The organism is Gulosibacter sp. 10, assembly GCF_900163695.1.
Classification (GTDB): domain Bacteria; phylum Actinomycetota; class Actinomycetes; order Actinomycetales; family Microbacteriaceae; genus Gulosibacter.
This window is the reverse complement of the sequence record NZ_FUIC01000007.1, coordinates 1-15,427: the sequence shown is the minus strand read 5'-3', so window position 1 is coordinate 15,427 and position 15,427 is coordinate 1. Positions and strand designations below refer to the sequence as shown.

14 protein-coding genes are annotated in these 15,427 nt (G+C 71.6%); 9 read left to right on the top strand and 5 right to left on the bottom strand.

Annotated elements, in window-relative coordinates:
* Positions 1–91 precede the first annotated feature (91 nt).
* The 3 genes from clpX to FM112_RS01485 all read left to right on the top strand — a co-directional run bounded on the left by clpX (position 92) and on the right by FM112_RS01485 (position 2,934).
* On the top strand, positions 92–1,387 hold the full coding sequence (clpX, locus tag FM112_RS01495) for an ATP-dependent Clp protease ATP-binding subunit ClpX (protein ID WP_087002532.1): 1,296 nt from the start codon (positions 92–94) through the stop codon (positions 1,385–1,387).
* Between the two features lie 103 nt (positions 1,388–1,490).
* Positions 1,491–2,096, top strand: coding sequence for a hypothetical protein (locus FM112_RS01490; protein WP_140400531.1), 606 nt, complete (start codon positions 1,491–1,493; stop codon positions 2,094–2,096).
* Between the two features lie 121 nt (positions 2,097–2,217).
* Positions 2,218–2,934: a hypothetical protein gene (locus tag FM112_RS01485; protein WP_087002528.1), complete on the top strand. Its 717-nt coding sequence runs from the start codon at positions 2,218–2,220 to the stop codon at positions 2,932–2,934.
* 100 nt (positions 2,935–3,034) lie between these two features.
* On the opposite strand, the gene FM112_RS01480 is transcribed toward FM112_RS01485, so the two are convergent.
* The 4 genes from FM112_RS01480 to FM112_RS01465 all read right to left on the bottom strand — a co-directional run bounded on the left by FM112_RS01480 (position 3,035) and on the right by FM112_RS01465 (position 5,398).
* Positions 3,035–3,457: a VOC family protein gene (locus FM112_RS01480; protein ID WP_087002526.1), complete on the bottom strand. Its 423-nt coding sequence runs from the start codon at positions 3,455–3,457 to the stop codon at positions 3,035–3,037.
* Between the two features lie 71 nt (positions 3,458–3,528).
* Positions 3,529–3,858, bottom strand: a complete 330-nt coding sequence (locus FM112_RS01475) for a putative quinol monooxygenase (RefSeq protein WP_087002524.1) — start codon at positions 3,856–3,858, stop codon at positions 3,529–3,531.
* A gap of 9 nt (positions 3,859–3,867) precedes the next feature.
* Positions 3,868–4,476, bottom strand: coding sequence for a hypothetical protein (locus tag FM112_RS01470; protein ID WP_140400530.1), 609 nt, complete (start codon positions 4,474–4,476; stop codon positions 3,868–3,870).
* 70 nt (positions 4,477–4,546) lie between these two features.
* Positions 4,547–5,398, bottom strand: a complete 852-nt coding sequence (locus FM112_RS01465) for a CoA ester lyase (RefSeq protein WP_087002520.1) — start codon at positions 5,396–5,398, stop codon at positions 4,547–4,549.
* 185 nt (positions 5,399–5,583) lie between these two features.
* Here FM112_RS01465 and FM112_RS01460 point away from each other — a divergent pair, with 185 nt between their 5' ends.
* From FM112_RS01460 to FM112_RS01445, 4 genes are all read left to right on the top strand, one after another.
* On the top strand, positions 5,584–5,964 hold the full coding sequence (locus FM112_RS01460; RefSeq protein WP_087002914.1) for a CHY zinc finger protein: 381 nt from the start codon (positions 5,584–5,586) through the stop codon (positions 5,962–5,964).
* 140 nt (positions 5,965–6,104) lie between these two features.
* A complete protein-coding gene (locus FM112_RS01455) occupies positions 6,105–7,460 on the top strand; it encodes an NAD-dependent succinate-semialdehyde dehydrogenase (protein WP_087002518.1) in 1,356 nt (451 codons plus the stop codon).
* Positions 7,461–7,611: 151 nt separating this feature from the next.
* A complete protein-coding gene (locus tag FM112_RS01450; protein WP_087002516.1) occupies positions 7,612–8,634 on the top strand; it encodes a hypothetical protein in 1,023 nt (340 codons plus the stop codon).
* 82 nt (positions 8,635–8,716) lie between these two features.
* Positions 8,717–9,967: a hypothetical protein gene (locus tag FM112_RS01445; protein ID WP_087002514.1), complete on the top strand. Its 1,251-nt coding sequence runs from the start codon at positions 8,717–8,719 to the stop codon at positions 9,965–9,967.
* Positions 9,968–9,997: 30 nt separating this feature from the next.
* Here FM112_RS01445 and FM112_RS01440 read toward each other — a convergent pair whose 3' ends face one another.
* On the bottom strand, positions 9,998–10,885 hold the full coding sequence (locus tag FM112_RS01440; protein WP_140400529.1) for a DUF6578 domain-containing protein: 888 nt from the start codon (positions 10,883–10,885) through the stop codon (positions 9,998–10,000).
* 133 nt (positions 10,886–11,018) lie between these two features.
* Between FM112_RS01440 and FM112_RS01435 the strand changes: the two genes are divergently transcribed.
* Both FM112_RS01435 and FM112_RS01430 read left to right on the top strand, forming a co-directional pair.
* Entirely contained in the window at positions 11,019–12,371 is a 1,353-nt protein-coding gene (locus FM112_RS01435) for a DNA methyltransferase (RefSeq protein WP_176386616.1), read from the top strand.
* A gap of 114 nt (positions 12,372–12,485) precedes the next feature.
* Positions 12,486–15,371: an FAD-binding and (Fe-S)-binding domain-containing protein gene (locus FM112_RS01430; RefSeq protein WP_087002508.1), complete on the top strand. Its 2,886-nt coding sequence runs from the start codon at positions 12,486–12,488 to the stop codon at positions 15,369–15,371.
* Positions 15,372–15,427: the final 56 nt, after the last annotated feature.

Here is a 15,427-nt window from a genome sequence, read left to right as displayed (position 1 = left end):
CGATGCCGAACTCGTCATAATACGTGCGCCTTGAACGCGGTGTCGGATGCCCGCTGTAGTGTGGGCAGCACCCGTGTAAGGAGGAGAACCCATGGCACGCATCGGTGAAAGCGGCGATCTGTTGAAGTGCTCGTTCTGCGGAAAGAGTCAGAAGCAGGTCAAGCAGCTCATCGCTGGTCCTGGCGTCTACATCTGCGACGAATGCGTCGAGCTCTGCAACGAGATCATCCGCGAGCGCATGGACGAGCAGGCGCCCGAGGAGGTGCTGGGCCTCGACCTGCCGAAGCCCCGCGACATCTTCGAGTTCCTCCAGCAGTACGTGGTCGGCCAGGAGGACGCGAAGCGCGCGCTCTCCGTGGCGGTCTACAACCACTACAAGCGCATCAAGGCGCGCGGCGAGCTCGCCGCGGTGGACGAGGAGCGCGAGCCCGACGAGGACGCGGTGGAGATCGCGAAGTCGAACATCCTCCTCATCGGCCCCACCGGCACGGGGAAGACCTATCTCGCGCAGTCGCTCGCCCGAAGGCTCAACGTGCCCTTCGCGGTGGCGGACGCCACCTCGCTCACCGAGGCCGGCTATGTCGGCGAGGACGTCGAGAACATCCTGCTCAAGCTGCTGCAGGCGGCGGAGTACGACGTGCAGCGGGCCGAGACCGGCATCATCTACATCGACGAGATCGACAAGATCGCGCGCAAGGCCGAGAACCCCTCGATCACCCGCGACGTCTCCGGCGAGGGCGTGCAGCAGGCGCTGTTGAAGATCCTCGAGGGCACGACCGCGTCGGTCCCCCCGCAGGGCGGGCGCAAGCACCCGCAGCAGGAGTTCATCGAGATCGACACGACCAACGTGCTGTTCATCTGCGCGGGCGCATTCGCGGGGCTCGAGGAGATCATCGCCTCCCGGGCGGGGAAGAAGGGCATCGGGTTCGGCTCGCCGCTGAACACGCCGGGCGTGACCGACGACGTGTTCGCGGACGTGCAGCCCGAGGACCTCCACAAGTTCGGGCTCATCCCCGAGTTCATCGGCCGCCTGCCGGTCATCACGACGGTAGAGCCCCTCGACGAGGACGCCCTCGTGCGCATCCTGGTCGAGCCGCGGAACGCGCTCGTGAGTCAGTACAAGAAGATGTTCGAGCTCGACGAGGTCGAGCTCCACTTCGAGGACGATGCGCTCCGCGCGATCGCGCAGCTCGCGGTGGAGCGCAAGACGGGCGCGCGCGGGCTGCGGGCGATCCTCGAGGAGGTGCTCGGACCGATCATGTTCGACATCCCCTCGCGCGACGACGTCGAGCGGGTCGAGATCACGGCCGAGGTCGTGCGTGAGAACGCGGCGCCGAGCATCGTGCCGAAGGAGCCGAAGCCGATCCGGAACGAGAAATCCGCCTGAGCCGCCGATCGCGTCGAAATCGTGATCCTCGGCCACGGGAGCGCCCGGTAGGCTAGGCGGTCGTGAGACGCCGTAGCGACTGCCGCGGTGCGGAAGGGAAGACGTGGCACGACGCGTGCGGATAGGACTGTGGGGGCTGGGGCTGCTCGCACTCGCGACGGTCGCGCTTTCGGGCTGCTCCGGCGAACCCATTCCGCTGTCGACCGACGCGCCCACGAGCGGCCCGGAGACCACCGCCGGGGAGACCCCCGGCACGGACGGCCTGCTCCCCGGCCAGACCGAGGGCGGCGATGCCTCGGACGGCGGCGACGCCGGCGTCCAGCCCGATGTCGCCACGGCGCAGGAGGTCCGCATCGGCGAGGAGGATCTCACGAGCCTCGACTGGCGGATCAGCTGCAGCGGACTCGACACGAGCCCCACCGTCATCGCCTCCGCCGAGGACGAGGAGGGCGTCGACCACGTCATCGTCCTGGTCGGCGCGGGAACGGACTCGCTCGCGTCCTTCTCCTACACCGAGACGGCGCCGGGGGAGAGCTCCCGGGACCGTTCGGGGCTCAACGTGAATCCGGGCAGCAAGCACGGGAACGGATCGATCATCCTCGACGGCCTCGTCGTGAGCTCGACGGGCCGAGGCGTCAGCTACGACGGCGCCGACGTCGCGGAGGAGGCCGACACCGTCTATTCGGTGGAGTTCCGCTGCGCCGGCTGACCGCGCCGAATCAGCCTCAGGAAGCATGCGCAGGTACGCTGCTCGACGGTGCTGCCAGGCGAGGCGACTCGGTACCATTGAGGTCAGCCTTGACCGCCCGTGAACTGAATCGAGCCGTATCATGCGTACCCTGCGCCCGCTCCGCAAGACTCTTGCACTGTCCGCGATCCTGCCCCTCTCGCTGATCGGCCTCACCGCCTGCAGCGGCGACGGCGACTCCGAGAGCGAGAGCCGCGATCGGGAGCCGGCCGCCACCCAGGACGGCGGCGCGGGGGAGACCGGCTCGGGCGGGGACGGCGGCGGGCTGCCCTTCCCGTTCCCGGGCGCCGCCGAGCAGAACGGCGACGCGCAGGCGGGCGGCGAGGAGAGCTCGAACGCGGGGGCGGACGGGTCCGGCGCGAACGGCGATGCGGGTTCGGGCGGCTCGGGCTCCGGCGGTTCCGGTGGCTCGGGCGGCGGCTCCGGAGATGTGGTCGTCTACGGCGACATCGACCTCTCGGACGTGAACTGGGAGTCCATGTGCAGCTCGGGCAGCACCGACGCGTACATCATCGCGAGCGACGGCGACATCGCCTACGACGCCGAGGAGACCGGCCCCACGCTGATGGCGTCCACCGACGAGCAGGGCGAGCCCGACTCGCTCATGCTCTCCACGGGCGATGTCTCCGGCAGCGAGCCCTACCTGTTCTGGAGCTCGACCTCGGGCGAGGGCGACGTCACGATGACCTTCGACAACGGCACGTTCCAGGCCTCGGGAACCGCCTTCGACATGAGCGATTACGAGTACAGCAACCCGCTCGAGTTCGAGATCCGCATGACCTGCGACACGGTCTACTAGCGGTCGACCGGCGGCCCGTCGGCCGCGACGAGGCGAGGGCCCGCTCGGCGTACCGAGCGGGCCCTTCGCGGTCCGCGGCTCCGTCGTCCTCGCGTCGCGGTCAGGCGCCGGGGGCGTTGATCGCCCACATGACGCCGAACCGGTCGAAGACCTGGCCGTACCAGTCGCCCCAGGGCGCCCGTTCGAGCGGCATGTTCTGGGAGCCCCCGCCGTCGAGGAAGCGCTGGAAGAGCTCGCGTGCCTCCGCCTCCGTGTCGACGGTGTAGAGCAGCGAGTAGGCGGTATCGCGGATCGGGTACTCGCGGTCGTCGCCCATGGCGTCGCCGCCGGCGATGGTGCCGCCCGGCGTCTCGAGCGTCGCGTGGGCCACCAGATCCGGGTCGGGCTCGAACGGCATCCCCTCGAGCGGGGCGTCGCCGTAGGTCATGATGGCGACCTCGCCGCCGAGGACCTCGTGCCAGTGGCGGAAGGCCTCGGCGGCGGTGCCGGGCAGGGCGATGTAGGGGGCGAGTTGCGCGGCCATGATGTGCTCCTCGAATGATCGGCGGGGATCCCGATAGGGTCGCGCATCCGGCTTGGAGCCGCCCCTGAGGCTCAGTCCTCGTCGATCCGCAGCTCGCCCATCGCATCCCAGCCCGAGCCCTCGACCTTGCGCGAGACGATCCTGGGCGTGCTGACGATCAGCGGCCGGATCGTGTCGAGCCCCCTGGCGAAATGCTCGGACCCGACGTGCGCGGCCGCGGCGTCGTCATCCGCGAACGCCTCGACGAGCACGAACTCCTCCGGATCCTCCACGCTCCGCGACCAGTCGAACCACAGGTTGCCCGGCTCGGCCCGGGTGGCGGCGGTGAACTCGGCGGTGCGCTCGATGAAGGACTCGGCGAACTCGGGCTTCACCCGGTACTTGACGACGATGAAATACATGCGCGCATCCTATCCGTCGAAGCGCGCCCGGCCGTCGAAGCGCGCCTGACCCTCGACCGAGACCGGGACGCCCTGCGGCGGGAAGGTCCGCTCGAGGGCCCAGACGATGCGGCCGAACTCCCGGTCGTCGGCGTAGTTCGCCACGAACACCGATTCGACCCCGCCGTCGCGCAGGTCGAAGTGCAGCGTCCTGGTGCTGCCGGCGCCGGTGCGCCCCTCGTACGCGTCGACCGCGGCCCGTCCCAGATGATCGCCCGCGCTCATGACGGGCGCGGACCGGGGTCCGTGCCAGCGAACGCGGATCGCGCGCAGCTCGGCGAGCGCGAGGCTCCGGTCCGCGGTGCGCACGCCGTCGTGGCGCACCTCCATGAGCAGCGGCTGCGCGGCGATCCGCCGCGAGGCGCGAAGGCTCCTGCGGCAGAGGATGGCGAAGGCGCCGGCGAGCAGGCACGCGACGATGCCCACGATCCCGATGAGGATCACGCCGCCGCGGTCGGCGTCCTCGCCGAGGAACGCCGCGAACCGATCCGCGAAGACGATCGTGCCGGTGAACCAGAGCAGCCCCCAGATCGAGATCACGGCCGCGACGATGCCGGCGATGCGGACGACGCCGTTCATCGAGGCGCCCCGAGCAGGATCCGGCTCCAGCCGGATCGAGTCGGGGGCCTCGCGAAGCACGGGCTCGGCCCTAAGCGATGGGTCCGACGCCGAACGCCCGCGCGAGCGAGTCGATCCGCTCGGCGCGATGCAGGCGGGGCAGATCGCTGCCGTCGCGGATCACGCGACCCCGGGCGTTGAAGTCGTCGAGGAAGTCGCGGGCCCAGCCGACGTCCGAGGCGGGCGGGCTGAAGCACTCGTTGATCACGGGCAGCTGCTCGACGTCGAGGCAGAGCTTGCCCGTGAGGCCGAGGCTCACCGCGGTCTCGGACTGGCTGCGGAGCACAGGATGGCTCTTGCTCACGGTCGGCCCGTCGATCGGTCCGGTGAGCCCGGCGATCGTGCTCGCGATGACGAGGCGGGAGCGGGGGTAGGCCATCGCCAGGTCGTCCGCCGCGGTGCCGGTGTCGCGGCGGTAGTCGCCGCTGCCGAAGCCCAGGCGGAAGACGCCCGGCGCCTGCGCGGTGGCCACGGCGTTCTCGATGCCGAGGGCCGTCTCGATCAGCGCGATGACGGGGGTGTCGCCGCCGAACCGCTCGTAGGTCTCCGCGACCTGCTCGGGGGTCTCGGCCTTGGGCAGCATCACGCCGCGCAGCTGGGGGTTCCCCTTGAGCGCGTCGATGTCCTCCTCCCAGAACGAGGTGCCGTGCACGTTGATGCGCACCCACCCGCGGCCGCCGCCGGAGAACCAGTCGAGGATGCTCTGCCGGGCCTCGTCCTTGTGGGCGGGGTCCACGCCGTCCTCGTTGTCGAGGATGAGCTGATCCGCCCTCGAGGCGAGCGCCGAGTCGAATCGGTCCTCGGCGCGCGCCGAGAGCAGCAGCCACGAGCGCGAGATCTCGGCCGGGACGTTCGGCTTGTGCGGTGCGGTGGGGTTGGGCATCGAGGCTCCTTGCATGTGTACGGACGACGGGCCGCGGCGGACGAGCGATTCCGGCCGCGGCCAACCACACCAGTGTTCCAGAGCGCCGCCGTTGTGCTGACAATTGGGCGAACCCTCGCGTGGCAGGCCTCGCGTTTTGGAGGCCTCCGAGATGAAGCGGAACCCGCGCGGGCACAATGGGGGCGATGAACGAGCGAGCACGGAGGCCGCCCCGCGTCCTGGGGCCGACGATCGACGACGAGACCCGGTGCGTCCACTACCACGGGCCCACCGATGTCATCGCGATCAAGTTCAAGTGCTGCGACGAGTACTACCCGTGCCACCGCTGCCACGAGGAGGCCGCCGGTCATCCGGCGCGGCAGTGGCCCGAGCGGGAGGCGCTCGAGCCCGCGGTGCTGTGCGGCCGATGCCGGCGGGAGCTGCCGGTGCTCGAGTACATGGCGGTCTCCGCGTGCCCCGGCTGCGGGGCCCGCTTCAACGAGCGCTGCAGCCTGCACTACCCCCTCTACTTCGCGTTCGGGCCGGAGACGATCGGGGGCGAGGGCTCAGGAAAAATAAATGAATGAGAGTAATTTACCGGGTATGCTCGAATGCGTTCGGGCGTCTCGATCCCGATGAACGAGACGCGGGCGCCGAAGCGCGCGTCCGGCCCATCGACCACCCTCACCACATTCAACGAAGAACCAAGAGCTGGAGTTCGATACCCATGGCTAATTTCGCCGTCATCAATCCCGCCAATGGCGAGACCGTCGCCGAGTACCCCGTCGCCACCGCCGAGGAGATCGAGGCGGCCCTCGACTCGGCGCACCGCACCTATCGGGAGTGGTCGCGCACCACCACGGTGGCGGAGCGCGCCGCCCTCGCGAAGCGGGCAGCCGAGCTGTTCGAGGAGCGCAAGGACGAGCTCGGCGCCATCATCCAGCGAGAGATGGGCAAGCCGCTCGACCAGTCGATCGGCGAGGCGGAGTTCTCCGGCCAGATCACCGGGAAGTTCGCCGAGAAGGCGGAAGAGTGGCTCGCCGACGAGCCCATCGAGGTCGAGGACGGCCTGCGAACGTTCTTCCGCTACCAGGGCATCGGCGTGATCCTCGGCATCATGCCCTGGAACTTCCCCTACTACCAGGTCGCCCGCTTCGCGGTGCCGAACCTCCTCCTGGGCAACACGGTCGTGCTCAAGCACGCCGAGCAGTGCCCCGAGTCCGCGCTCGCGCTCGCACAGCTGTTCCGCGACGCCGGCTTCCCCGAGGGCGCGTACGTCAACGTGTTCGCCACGCACGAGCAGATCTCCGACATCATCGCGGACGACCGCGTGCAGGGCGTCTCCCTCACCGGTTCGGAGCGCGCGGGCGCCATCGTCGCCGAGCAGGCCGGGCGCGCGCTGAAGAAGTGCGTGCTCGAGCTCGGCGGCTCCGATGTCTTCCTGGTGCTCGACACCGACGATCTGGACGAGGCGGTCCAGCACGCCGTGGCGGGCCGCATGGAGAACAGCGGCCAGGCGTGCAACGGCTCGAAGCGCATCGTCGTCGCGGACGAGTACTTCGACGAGTTCGCCGAGAAGTTCAAGGCGGCCATCGGCGGGCAGTCCTACGAGCAGGGCGACTTCGGCCCGCTCTCCTCCGCGGCGGCCACCGAGCGGCTCGTCGAGCAGGTGCGGGGCGCCGTGGACCAGGGCGCGGAGGTGCTCGTGGGCGGCACCGAGGCCGAGGGGAACGTCTACCCGCCGACGGTCATCGGGGGCATCACGCCCGACATGGACGTGTACGGCGAAGAGCTCTTCGGCCCGGTCGCGCAGCTCTACCGCGTCTCGAACGACGAGGAGGCCATCGCGCTCGCGAACTCCTCGCCCTACGGCCTCGGGTCCATCGTCATCTGCGACGACCTCGAGCGGGCGGAGCGGGTGGGCTCGCAGCTCGACGTGGGCATGGTCTTCATCGGCGGCGCGGGTCTCGAGGGCGCGGATGTGCCCTTCGGCGGCGTGAAGCGCTCCGGCTACGGGCGCGAGCTCGGCCGCGTCGGCATGCTCGAGTTCGCGAACAAGAAGCTCTTCCGCTTCGCGAAGTAGCGGGGGCGTCGCAGGCGCGGCCGGGTCCGTCGAGGCCCGGCCGCGCCTCGTCCTCCGGTCCTGGGGAATCGCTGTGCGGAGACGGGGAGCCTCGGCGGGTATGCTGTGGCCCTTGTTCGAAAGGGGACGGGTGCGTCGATTCACACGATGGATGCTGGCAGCCTCGGCAGGCGCGGTGCTCACAGCCGGCGGCGGGGCGATCGCGCTCGCCGAGCAGGCCGGTCCGCTAGACCTGCCCTTCGATCCGCACGCCTACGGCGACGACGCCTGGGCGGGGATGCCGCCGCACGTCGACTGCGGCACCGGCGATTCCGGCACCGCCGAGCTCATCCTGAGCGTGTCGGAAGGCTATGAGGGCGACGGCGAGATCGAGGTCGCCGCGACGGCCGTCGGCGAATCGGGCGGGGCGGTGCTCTGGGAGGGCGACGCGTCGCTCGAGCCCGGCACCTGGACCGCGCTGGAGATCCCGATCGACGAGCGCGGGCTGAGCGTCGGCGTCGTCGGCGACGGATTCAACGACGGCGCGCTCGCGGCCCGGTGCCAGACCGCTCCGCAGGCTCCCGCGGAGGGCGCCGAGGCGAACACGGTCGAGGTGCCCGACGACGAGGGGCTGCTCTACTTCGCGGCCCCGCTGACGGAGAACGGGACCGCGGTCGAGCCGCGCTGGCAGTCGAGCACCTTCGTCGGCTTCTACCTCGACAACGGCACGCCGATCGAGCACTCGCTGGGCGAGGTCTCCGGCGCCGTCGAGATCCCGGCCGAGGGGCTGCAGATCGTGGTGACCGACCCGGCGCAGGAGCGCATCCGCTTCGACTGGAGCGAGGGCGACCCCGAGGCGTCGTTCTGGACCTTCGAATTCGTCGGCGACCCCTCGCCGACGGCGTCGTCGAACGCGCCCGCCGACGAGCCCGGCGAGACGGCCGAGACCGCTCCCGGCGCGTCGCCCGCCGAGGAATCCGAGGGCGGTGCCGGACCGGAGGAGACGTCCGCCACGCAGGAGGCCGCCGTGCCGGAACGGACTCCCGGCCAGGATGCCGAGCCGGCCGACGCGGGCGGCGACATCGCCGTGACCGGCGGCGACCTCCCCTTCGCGGTCTTCGGCCTCGCCGTCGTGCTCGTGCTGGCCGGATGGGGCATCTTCGAGCTCGAACGTCGGCGCACGAAGGCGGAGTAGGCCCGCGGCATTCCCCTCCCTCGGGCCCCTTGGCTAGGATCGATGGGTTCCCGCAGCGAGACGACCCAGAAACTGGACCTCCATGAACCATCCCGGCCACGACGATCCCGACCAGTCCCCGAACCGGCTCCCGCAGGGCGCGGGCTCCCCGGACCAGGAGCCGACGCAGGCGTACGGGCAGGAGTGGCCCGAGCTGCCGCCGCTCGGGACGCCGCCGCAGGCGGAACCCGTTCCGACGGAGACCGGTCCCGATCTCTTCGACGGGCTGCTCGCCCCGGGGGCCGAGCCGGAGCCGCAGGCGGAGGAGGAGCCCTCGGCGCCGCGTCGGCGCGGCGCCGCGTGGCTCGTCACGGCGATGGTGGTCGTCCTCGTGCTCATCGTGGCCGTGGGCTTCTGGTGGCTCAACTCGGACAACGCCTCGCTCGAGGAGGCCACCGCCGACGGCGAGCGCGGCCCGAAGGCCACCGAGACGGGCGGCGGCCTCGACGTCTTCGGCTTCGACGCGCCCGTCGAGACGGTCGACCAGTACGTCGGGCACATCGCCGAGGGCGAGTTCTCGGCCGCGAACGACCTCGTCGACCCCGCGACCGGGCTCGGCGAGGACGACGTCGTCGCCGCGGAGGCGCTCGCGCACGCCGACTCGCGCGTCGAGGTGATCGGGGTCGAGCGCGTCGAGCAGACCGCCGAGACGGCGAGCGTGCTCGTGACGCTCTCGCTCGAGGGCGAGGAGTTCGAGCACACGCTCTCGCTCACCGCGGAGGGCGACGGATCCGAGAAGACGTGGACCATCGATCGGCCGCTCGTCACCGCGGTGGACATCGACGCGAAGGGGCTCCCCGGGCTGTCGATCGGCGGCCAGACCGTGGCGCTGCCCGACTCGGCCTCGCGGCTCTACCTGTACCCCGGCATCTACACCATCGGCGCGGAGGCGGGGGAGTACTTCACCGTGGAGGGCGATCCCGAGACGGTCGAGGTCGCGAGCCCCTCGGGGAGCGCCGCCTCGGTCTCCTTCGACGCCAAGCCGAACAGCAAGTTCGAGGACGCCGTGCTCTCGCAGGTGCGAGACCGCATCGACCGCTGCGTGCAGGTGCCGGACAACATGGACGGCGAGTGCCCGTCCATCACGAGGGACACCGATCTCAAGTCGCTCACGGTCTCGAGCCAGGCGAGCGGGCTCGATTCGGTCTCGGCGACCTCCTTCACCTCCTCCGACGCGAAGATCACGGTGGTCGGCAACTCGAGCTCCTCGAAGCACTCGCAGACCTTCCAGGTGCGCGGCGACATCGTGATGGAGGAGGGCGCGCCGAAGATCGTCAACGTGTCCTCGTCCTAGGCGACGACCGGGGGGCGCCGCAGTCGCCGTTCAGGACCAGGCGGAGTACCGGCGGGCCGGCAGCATCCTTCCCATCATCACCACGGCGCCGTTCTCCTTCGAGGTCCCGAGCCGGCGCCGCGTGTCGGGATGGCGGAAGACCATCGGCTCCTCGCCGTGCAGATCGGCCCGGGTGAGCGTCGCCATGCTCGCGGGTTCATCGGGCCCGGCGACCTCGGCGACGTCGCCCCGCGCGGCCGCGGCGGCGAGGCGCTCTATGGTGCGCACCGATTCCACGGCGTCGGGGAGCCGCCACCGGCCCCTGCCCGCATAGGCCATCAGCCGCGGGTCATCGCCGCCGAAGCGGCCCCAGTGCACGCCCGTGGCCTCCTCCTCGTACGGCCGCACCGAGACGGCGCGGCCGCCATCGGCGACGTCGATGCGAGCGCATTCGCCGTACGCGGTCCGGAGGCGGGCGAGGAGCCCGACCAGCGCCGTGCCCACGGCGTCCGTCATGTCCACCGAATCGGCATCCGTCCGGTCCTCGCGCCTCGGCGGCCGCTCGTAGGGCGGCAGCTCCGCATCGTCCGGCACCTCGAGCTCGATGACGTACTCGTACCCGAGCCCCTCCCGCTCGAACTCCTCGATCTCGCCGAAGCGCGGATGCGCGTGGTCGACGGTGGAGCCGATCGGGTTGCCGATGACGGGCACCACGGGGAAGCGCACGGCGCGCCTGCCGACGACGAGACCCTCGACGGCCCGGGTCGGGGCGCCCGCGGGCGGGGTGTCGTGGTGGTCCTCCGAGTAGGAGGGGAGGCGGCTCGCGCTCCGCGCGGCGGGGTCGTTCGCGTAGATCGTCCAGCGCACCTCCTCGCCGATCTCGGGGATCGTGCCGCAGCAGTCGAACTGCCAGGCCGAGAGCTCGACCTCGATTCGCATGGCCTCCTCCGTCCTCGTCGCCGATCGGATCCCCTCCATCCTCGCGTCGGGCGGCGCCGCTCCGGCCCGCCGCCACGGCGCGCCGCGGGGTCGGATACATTGGTCGCATGAGCGAGCAGAACCGACGGGCCGCGTGAGCGGGACCCTGCTGCACGAGCTGCCGGGCATCCTCGCCGAGGGGAGGCTGCAGGCGCGGGCAGCCCTCGACGGTGCGCGGGCAGCGGCCGCCCCGCTCGAGGAGGCGCCGCGGGGCCGCCTCATCCACGGCGACAACTTCGAGGCCCTCGCGCGCCTCGTGGTCGAGGCGGAGGCGGAGGCGGGGGATGGGCGGGGCCGCGCGAAGCTCGTGTACCTCGACCCGCCCTTCGACTCGAAGGCCGACTACCGCAGCCGCATCCTCACGCAGGACGACGCGGGGCGGCGCCGAGCCCTCGAGCTGCACGCGTACAGCGACCGCTGGGCGGGCGGCACGGCGCGATACCTGCGGATGCTAGTGCCCCGGCTGGTGCTCGCGCGCGAGCTGCTCGCGGCCGACGGCGCCATCTGCGTGCACGTCGACTGGCACAGCTCGCACTGGGTGCGCGTCGTGCTCGACGAGGTCTTCGGCCGCGAGCACTTCGTGAACTGCCTGGTCTGGAGCTATCGCAGCGGCGGGGCCTCGCGCACGACCTCGGTGCCCCGCAAGCACGACGACCTGCTGCTCTACCGGCGGTCCGAGCGGTTCCGCGTCAATCCGCTCTACGAGCGGCAGTACCTCGACAAGCCGTTCATGGGGTCGAGGACGGACGGCCAGGGCCGGCACGTCGTCGACACGATCCTCCGCGACGTGCTCGAGGGCGGGCTCACGCTCGTCGACGGCGACGCGGTGCGGGAGCTCGGCGTGCGCCCCGTGCTCAACCTCTCCGCCGAGCGCACCGGCTACGCCACGCAGAAGCCCGAGGGGCTGCTCGAGGTCGTCCTGCGCTGGACCACCGCGGCCGGCGACCTCGTGGTCGACCCCTTCGGCGGGTCGGGCACCACCGCGGTCGTAGCGGACCGGCTGCGCCGCCGCTGGGCGAGCGTGGATGTGGGCGATCGCGCCCAGGCGGTCGCGCGCTCGCGGCTCGACGCCGCCGGCGCGGAGTACCGCTGCCTCGCGCAGGGGCCGGCCGCGGAGGGCGCCGCCGACTACGACTGGGACGGGCGGCGGTTCTCGCTCCGCGGCGTCGGGGTCGCGCTGCCCGACCGCGCACCCCTCGGCCCGGCCCGGGGCGAGGACGCCGCGGCGGCGGCGAGCATCCGGGAGGGCTCCGGGCTCGGGACGCTCGCGGGCTGGCACCTGTGGCTGGGAGGGCGGCGCCTGCTCGGCGCCTGGCGGGACGCGCGCGGCGGGCTCGGCACGGAGGCGACCGCGGCGGGCCCGGTGGCCTCGGCGACGACGCTGGAGCTCATCGATCTCACCGGCGGGCGGAGCGTCGTCGAGATCCCCGCGCCGCCGTCCGGGTGAGCCGGCCCGCGGACGCGCCGCGTCCCCCGTCCGGCCGATCCGCGTACAGTTGTCCGGTGGGCTCCACGCCTACTCGACCACCGTATCCAGAAGCTGGGAAAGGACGTCTCGGGCATGACGATCAGCGAGGCGCAGACGAGACCGGGCGGACCGCTGTCGAAGGACGAGCGCGAGATCGCCTCCATGATCCGCGAGCGCATCGACGGCGAGGTCGCCACCTCCTCGCTGCGCCGGGCGGAGTACGCCTCCGACGCGTCGAACTACCGGATCGTGCCGGAGGTCGTGGCCTTCCCCAAGTCCGCCGAGGACCTCATCGCGATCGCGGACGTCTCCAGGGCCACCGGCACGCCCCTGCACATGCGCGGCGCGGGCACCTCGATCGCCGGCAACGCCATCGGCCGCGGCATCGTCGTCGACACCTCCCGCCACCTCAACCGCATCCACTCGATCGATCCCGAGGCGAAGACCGCCAAGGTCGACCCGGGCGTCATCGTCGCGCAGCTCCAGAACGCCGCCAGACCCCACGGGCTCCGCTTCGGCCCCGACCCCTCGACGTGGACCCGGTGCACGATCGGCGGCATGATCGGCAACAACGCGTGCGGCTCCCACTCGCTGCGCTTCGGGCGCACGGCGGACAACATCGTCGACCTCGACGTGATCGACGGCCTCGGGCGGCGGTACACGGCATCCGACGACCTCTCGGTGGTGCCGGGGCTGCAGGAGTTCACGATGGAGCAGCTCGCGACCATCCGCCTCGAGTTCGGCCGCTTCGGCCGGCAGGTGTCGGGGTACGCGCTCGAGGCGCTGCTGCCGGAGAACGGCCACTCGCTCGCCAAGACGATCGTCGGCTCGGAGGGCACCCTCGGCATCGTGCTCGGCGCCACGGTCGACCTCGTGGACATCCCCTCCTCGCCCGTGACGATCGCGCTCGGCTACCCCTCCATGGTCGCCGCGGCCGACGACGTGCCGGCGCTGCTCGACCAGCGCCCGGGCGCGATCGAGGGGCTGGACGCGCGCCTCGTCGACGCGGTCCGCCGCCACCACGGCGCGGAGGCCGTCGCGGCCCTGCCCGAGGGCGCCGGCTGGCTGCTCATCGAGATGCCCGGCGAGGACGAGGTGGATGCGCTCGATCGCGCCCACAGGCTCGTGGCCGCCTCCGCAGCGATCTCGAGCACCATCATCCCCGACGCCGCGGCGGCGCGGCCGCTCTGGCGCGTGCGCGAGGACGGCGTGGGCCTCGCGAGCCGCACGCAGTCGGACGAGCAGTGCTGGCCCGGCTTCGAGGACGCCGCGGTGCCGCCCGAGCGGCTCGGCGAGTACCTCCGCGATTTCGACAGGCTCACGGAGCAGCACGGCATCGAGGGCATGCCCTACGGGCACTTCGGCGACGGCTGCATCCACGTGCGGCTCTCGATCCCGCTCGAGCGCGACGGCGCCGCCATGCGCGCCTTCATGCTCGACGCGGGCCGGCTCGTCGCCGAATACGGCGGCTCGATGTCGGGGGAGCACGGCGACGGCCGGGCCCGCGGCGAACTCCTGCCGCTCATGTACTCCGAGGAGGCGCTGGGAGCGTTCCGCCGGCTCAAGGAGCTCTTCGACCCCCGCAACCTCCTCAATCCGGAGATCCTCGTCGACCCGGCGCCGCTCGACGCGGACCTGCGCCGGCCCCAGGCGCTGCCGACTCCGCGCGTGCGCGGCGGGTTCGCGTGGGCCGAGGACGCGGGGGACTTCACGAAGGCCGTGCACCGCTGCGTGGGCATGGGCAAATGCCGTGCCGACAACCGCGGCGCGGGCGGCTTCATGTGCCCCAGCTACATGGCCACGAAGGACGAGACCCACTCGACCCGCGGCCGCGCGCGCGTGCTGCAGGAGATGACGAACGGCGGGCTCGTCAAGGACGGCTGGAAGTCGGCGGAGGTGGCGGAATCGCTCGACCTCTGTCTCTCGTGCAAGGCGTGCGCGAGCGACTGCCCGGCCGGAGTCGACGTGGCCGCCTACAAGTCGGAGACACTCTACCGCAAGTACAAGGGCCGGCTGCGGCCGATGAACCACTACGTGCTCGGGCAGCTGCCCCGCTGGGAGAAGCTCATGTCGGCGTTCGCGCCGATCGTGAACGGCATGTTCCGCATCGGCTGGCTGCGCAGGCTCATGCTGCCGCTCGCGGGCGTCGACAAGCGCCGGACGATCCCCCCGATCTCGGGGCGCACCTTCGCCAAGGAGCGCGCGAGGGCGGAGCGATCGGGCTCGGCGCTCGCCGCGTCCGCGCCCCGCACCGGAAAGGGCCGCGTCATGGTCTGGGCGGACTCGTTCAGCAACGGCTTCACCCCGGAGATCGATCACGACGTGGTGCGCGTGCTCGAGCACGTCGGCCTCGAAGTCGTGACCCCGGGCAGCCCGGTCTGCTGCGGCCTCACCTGGATCTCCACCGGACAGCTCGACGGCGCCCGCGCGCGCCTGTCGAAGCTCATGGACGAGTTCGCGCCGGCCGTCGAGGCGGGCATCCCGATCGTCGGCGTCGAGCCGAGCTGCACGGCCGTGCTGCGCAGCGACCTGCTCGAGCTCTTCCCGGACGACCCGCGCGCCCGCCTCATCGCGGATTCGACGTTCACGCTCTCGGAGGTGCTGAGCGGCCTCGCGCCGGTGAAGCCCGAGGGCTCCGTCGAACTGCCGCGGCTCGACGGGCTCGAGATCGTCGTGCAGCCGCACTGCCACCAGCACTCGGTCATCGGCTTCGGCCCCGACCGGGCGCTGCTGCAGCGCCTCGGCGCCCAGCTCACGCAGCTCTCGGGCTGCTGCGGGCTCGCGGGCAACTTCGGCCTCGAGAAGGGGCACTACGAGACCTCGGTCGCCGTGGCCGAGAACTCGCTGCTGCCGGCGCTGCGGCAGGCGGGGGAGGACTCGATCTTCCTCGCGGACGGGTTCTCCTGCCGCACGCAGGCCGATCAGCTCGCCGGGCGCGAGGGCAAGCACCTCGCGACGCTGCTCGCGGAGCGGTTCTAGCTGTACCCGGTCAGGAGGTTGGTCGTACTCGGCTGGTCGGTGGGTTACCGCCGAGG

Coding starts and splice junctions, on each gene's coding strand:
- clpX (WP_087002532.1), top strand. CDS start 92: ATGGCACGCATCGGTGAAAGCGGCGATCTGTTGAAGTGCTCGTTCTGC.
- FM112_RS01485 (WP_087002528.1), top strand. CDS start 2,218: ATGCGTACCCTGCGCCCGCTCCGCAAGACTCTTGCACTGTCCGCGATC.
- FM112_RS01480 (WP_087002526.1), bottom strand. CDS start 3,457: ATGGCCGCGCAACTCGCCCCCTACATCGCCCTGCCCGGCACCGCCGCC.
- FM112_RS01475 (WP_087002524.1), bottom strand. CDS start 3,858: ATGTATTTCATCGTCGTCAAGTACCGGGTGAAGCCCGAGTTCGCCGAG.
- FM112_RS01470 (WP_140400530.1), bottom strand. CDS start 4,476: ATGAACGGCGTCGTCCGCATCGCCGGCATCGTCGCGGCCGTGATCTCG.
- FM112_RS01465 (WP_087002520.1), bottom strand. CDS start 5,398: ATGCCCAACCCCACCGCACCGCACAAGCCGAACGTCCCGGCCGAGATC.
- FM112_RS01460 (WP_087002914.1), top strand. CDS start 5,584: ATGAACGAGCGAGCACGGAGGCCGCCCCGCGTCCTGGGGCCGACGATC.
- FM112_RS01455 (WP_087002518.1), top strand. CDS start 6,105: ATGGCTAATTTCGCCGTCATCAATCCCGCCAATGGCGAGACCGTCGCC.
- FM112_RS01450 (WP_087002516.1), top strand. CDS start 7,612: ATGCTGGCAGCCTCGGCAGGCGCGGTGCTCACAGCCGGCGGCGGGGCG.
- FM112_RS01445 (WP_087002514.1), top strand. CDS start 8,717: ATGAACCATCCCGGCCACGACGATCCCGACCAGTCCCCGAACCGGCTC.
- FM112_RS01440 (WP_140400529.1), bottom strand. CDS start 10,885: ATGCGAATCGAGGTCGAGCTCTCGGCCTGGCAGTTCGACTGCTGCGGC.
- FM112_RS01430 (WP_087002508.1), top strand. CDS start 12,486: ATGACGATCAGCGAGGCGCAGACGAGACCGGGCGGACCGCTGTCGAAG.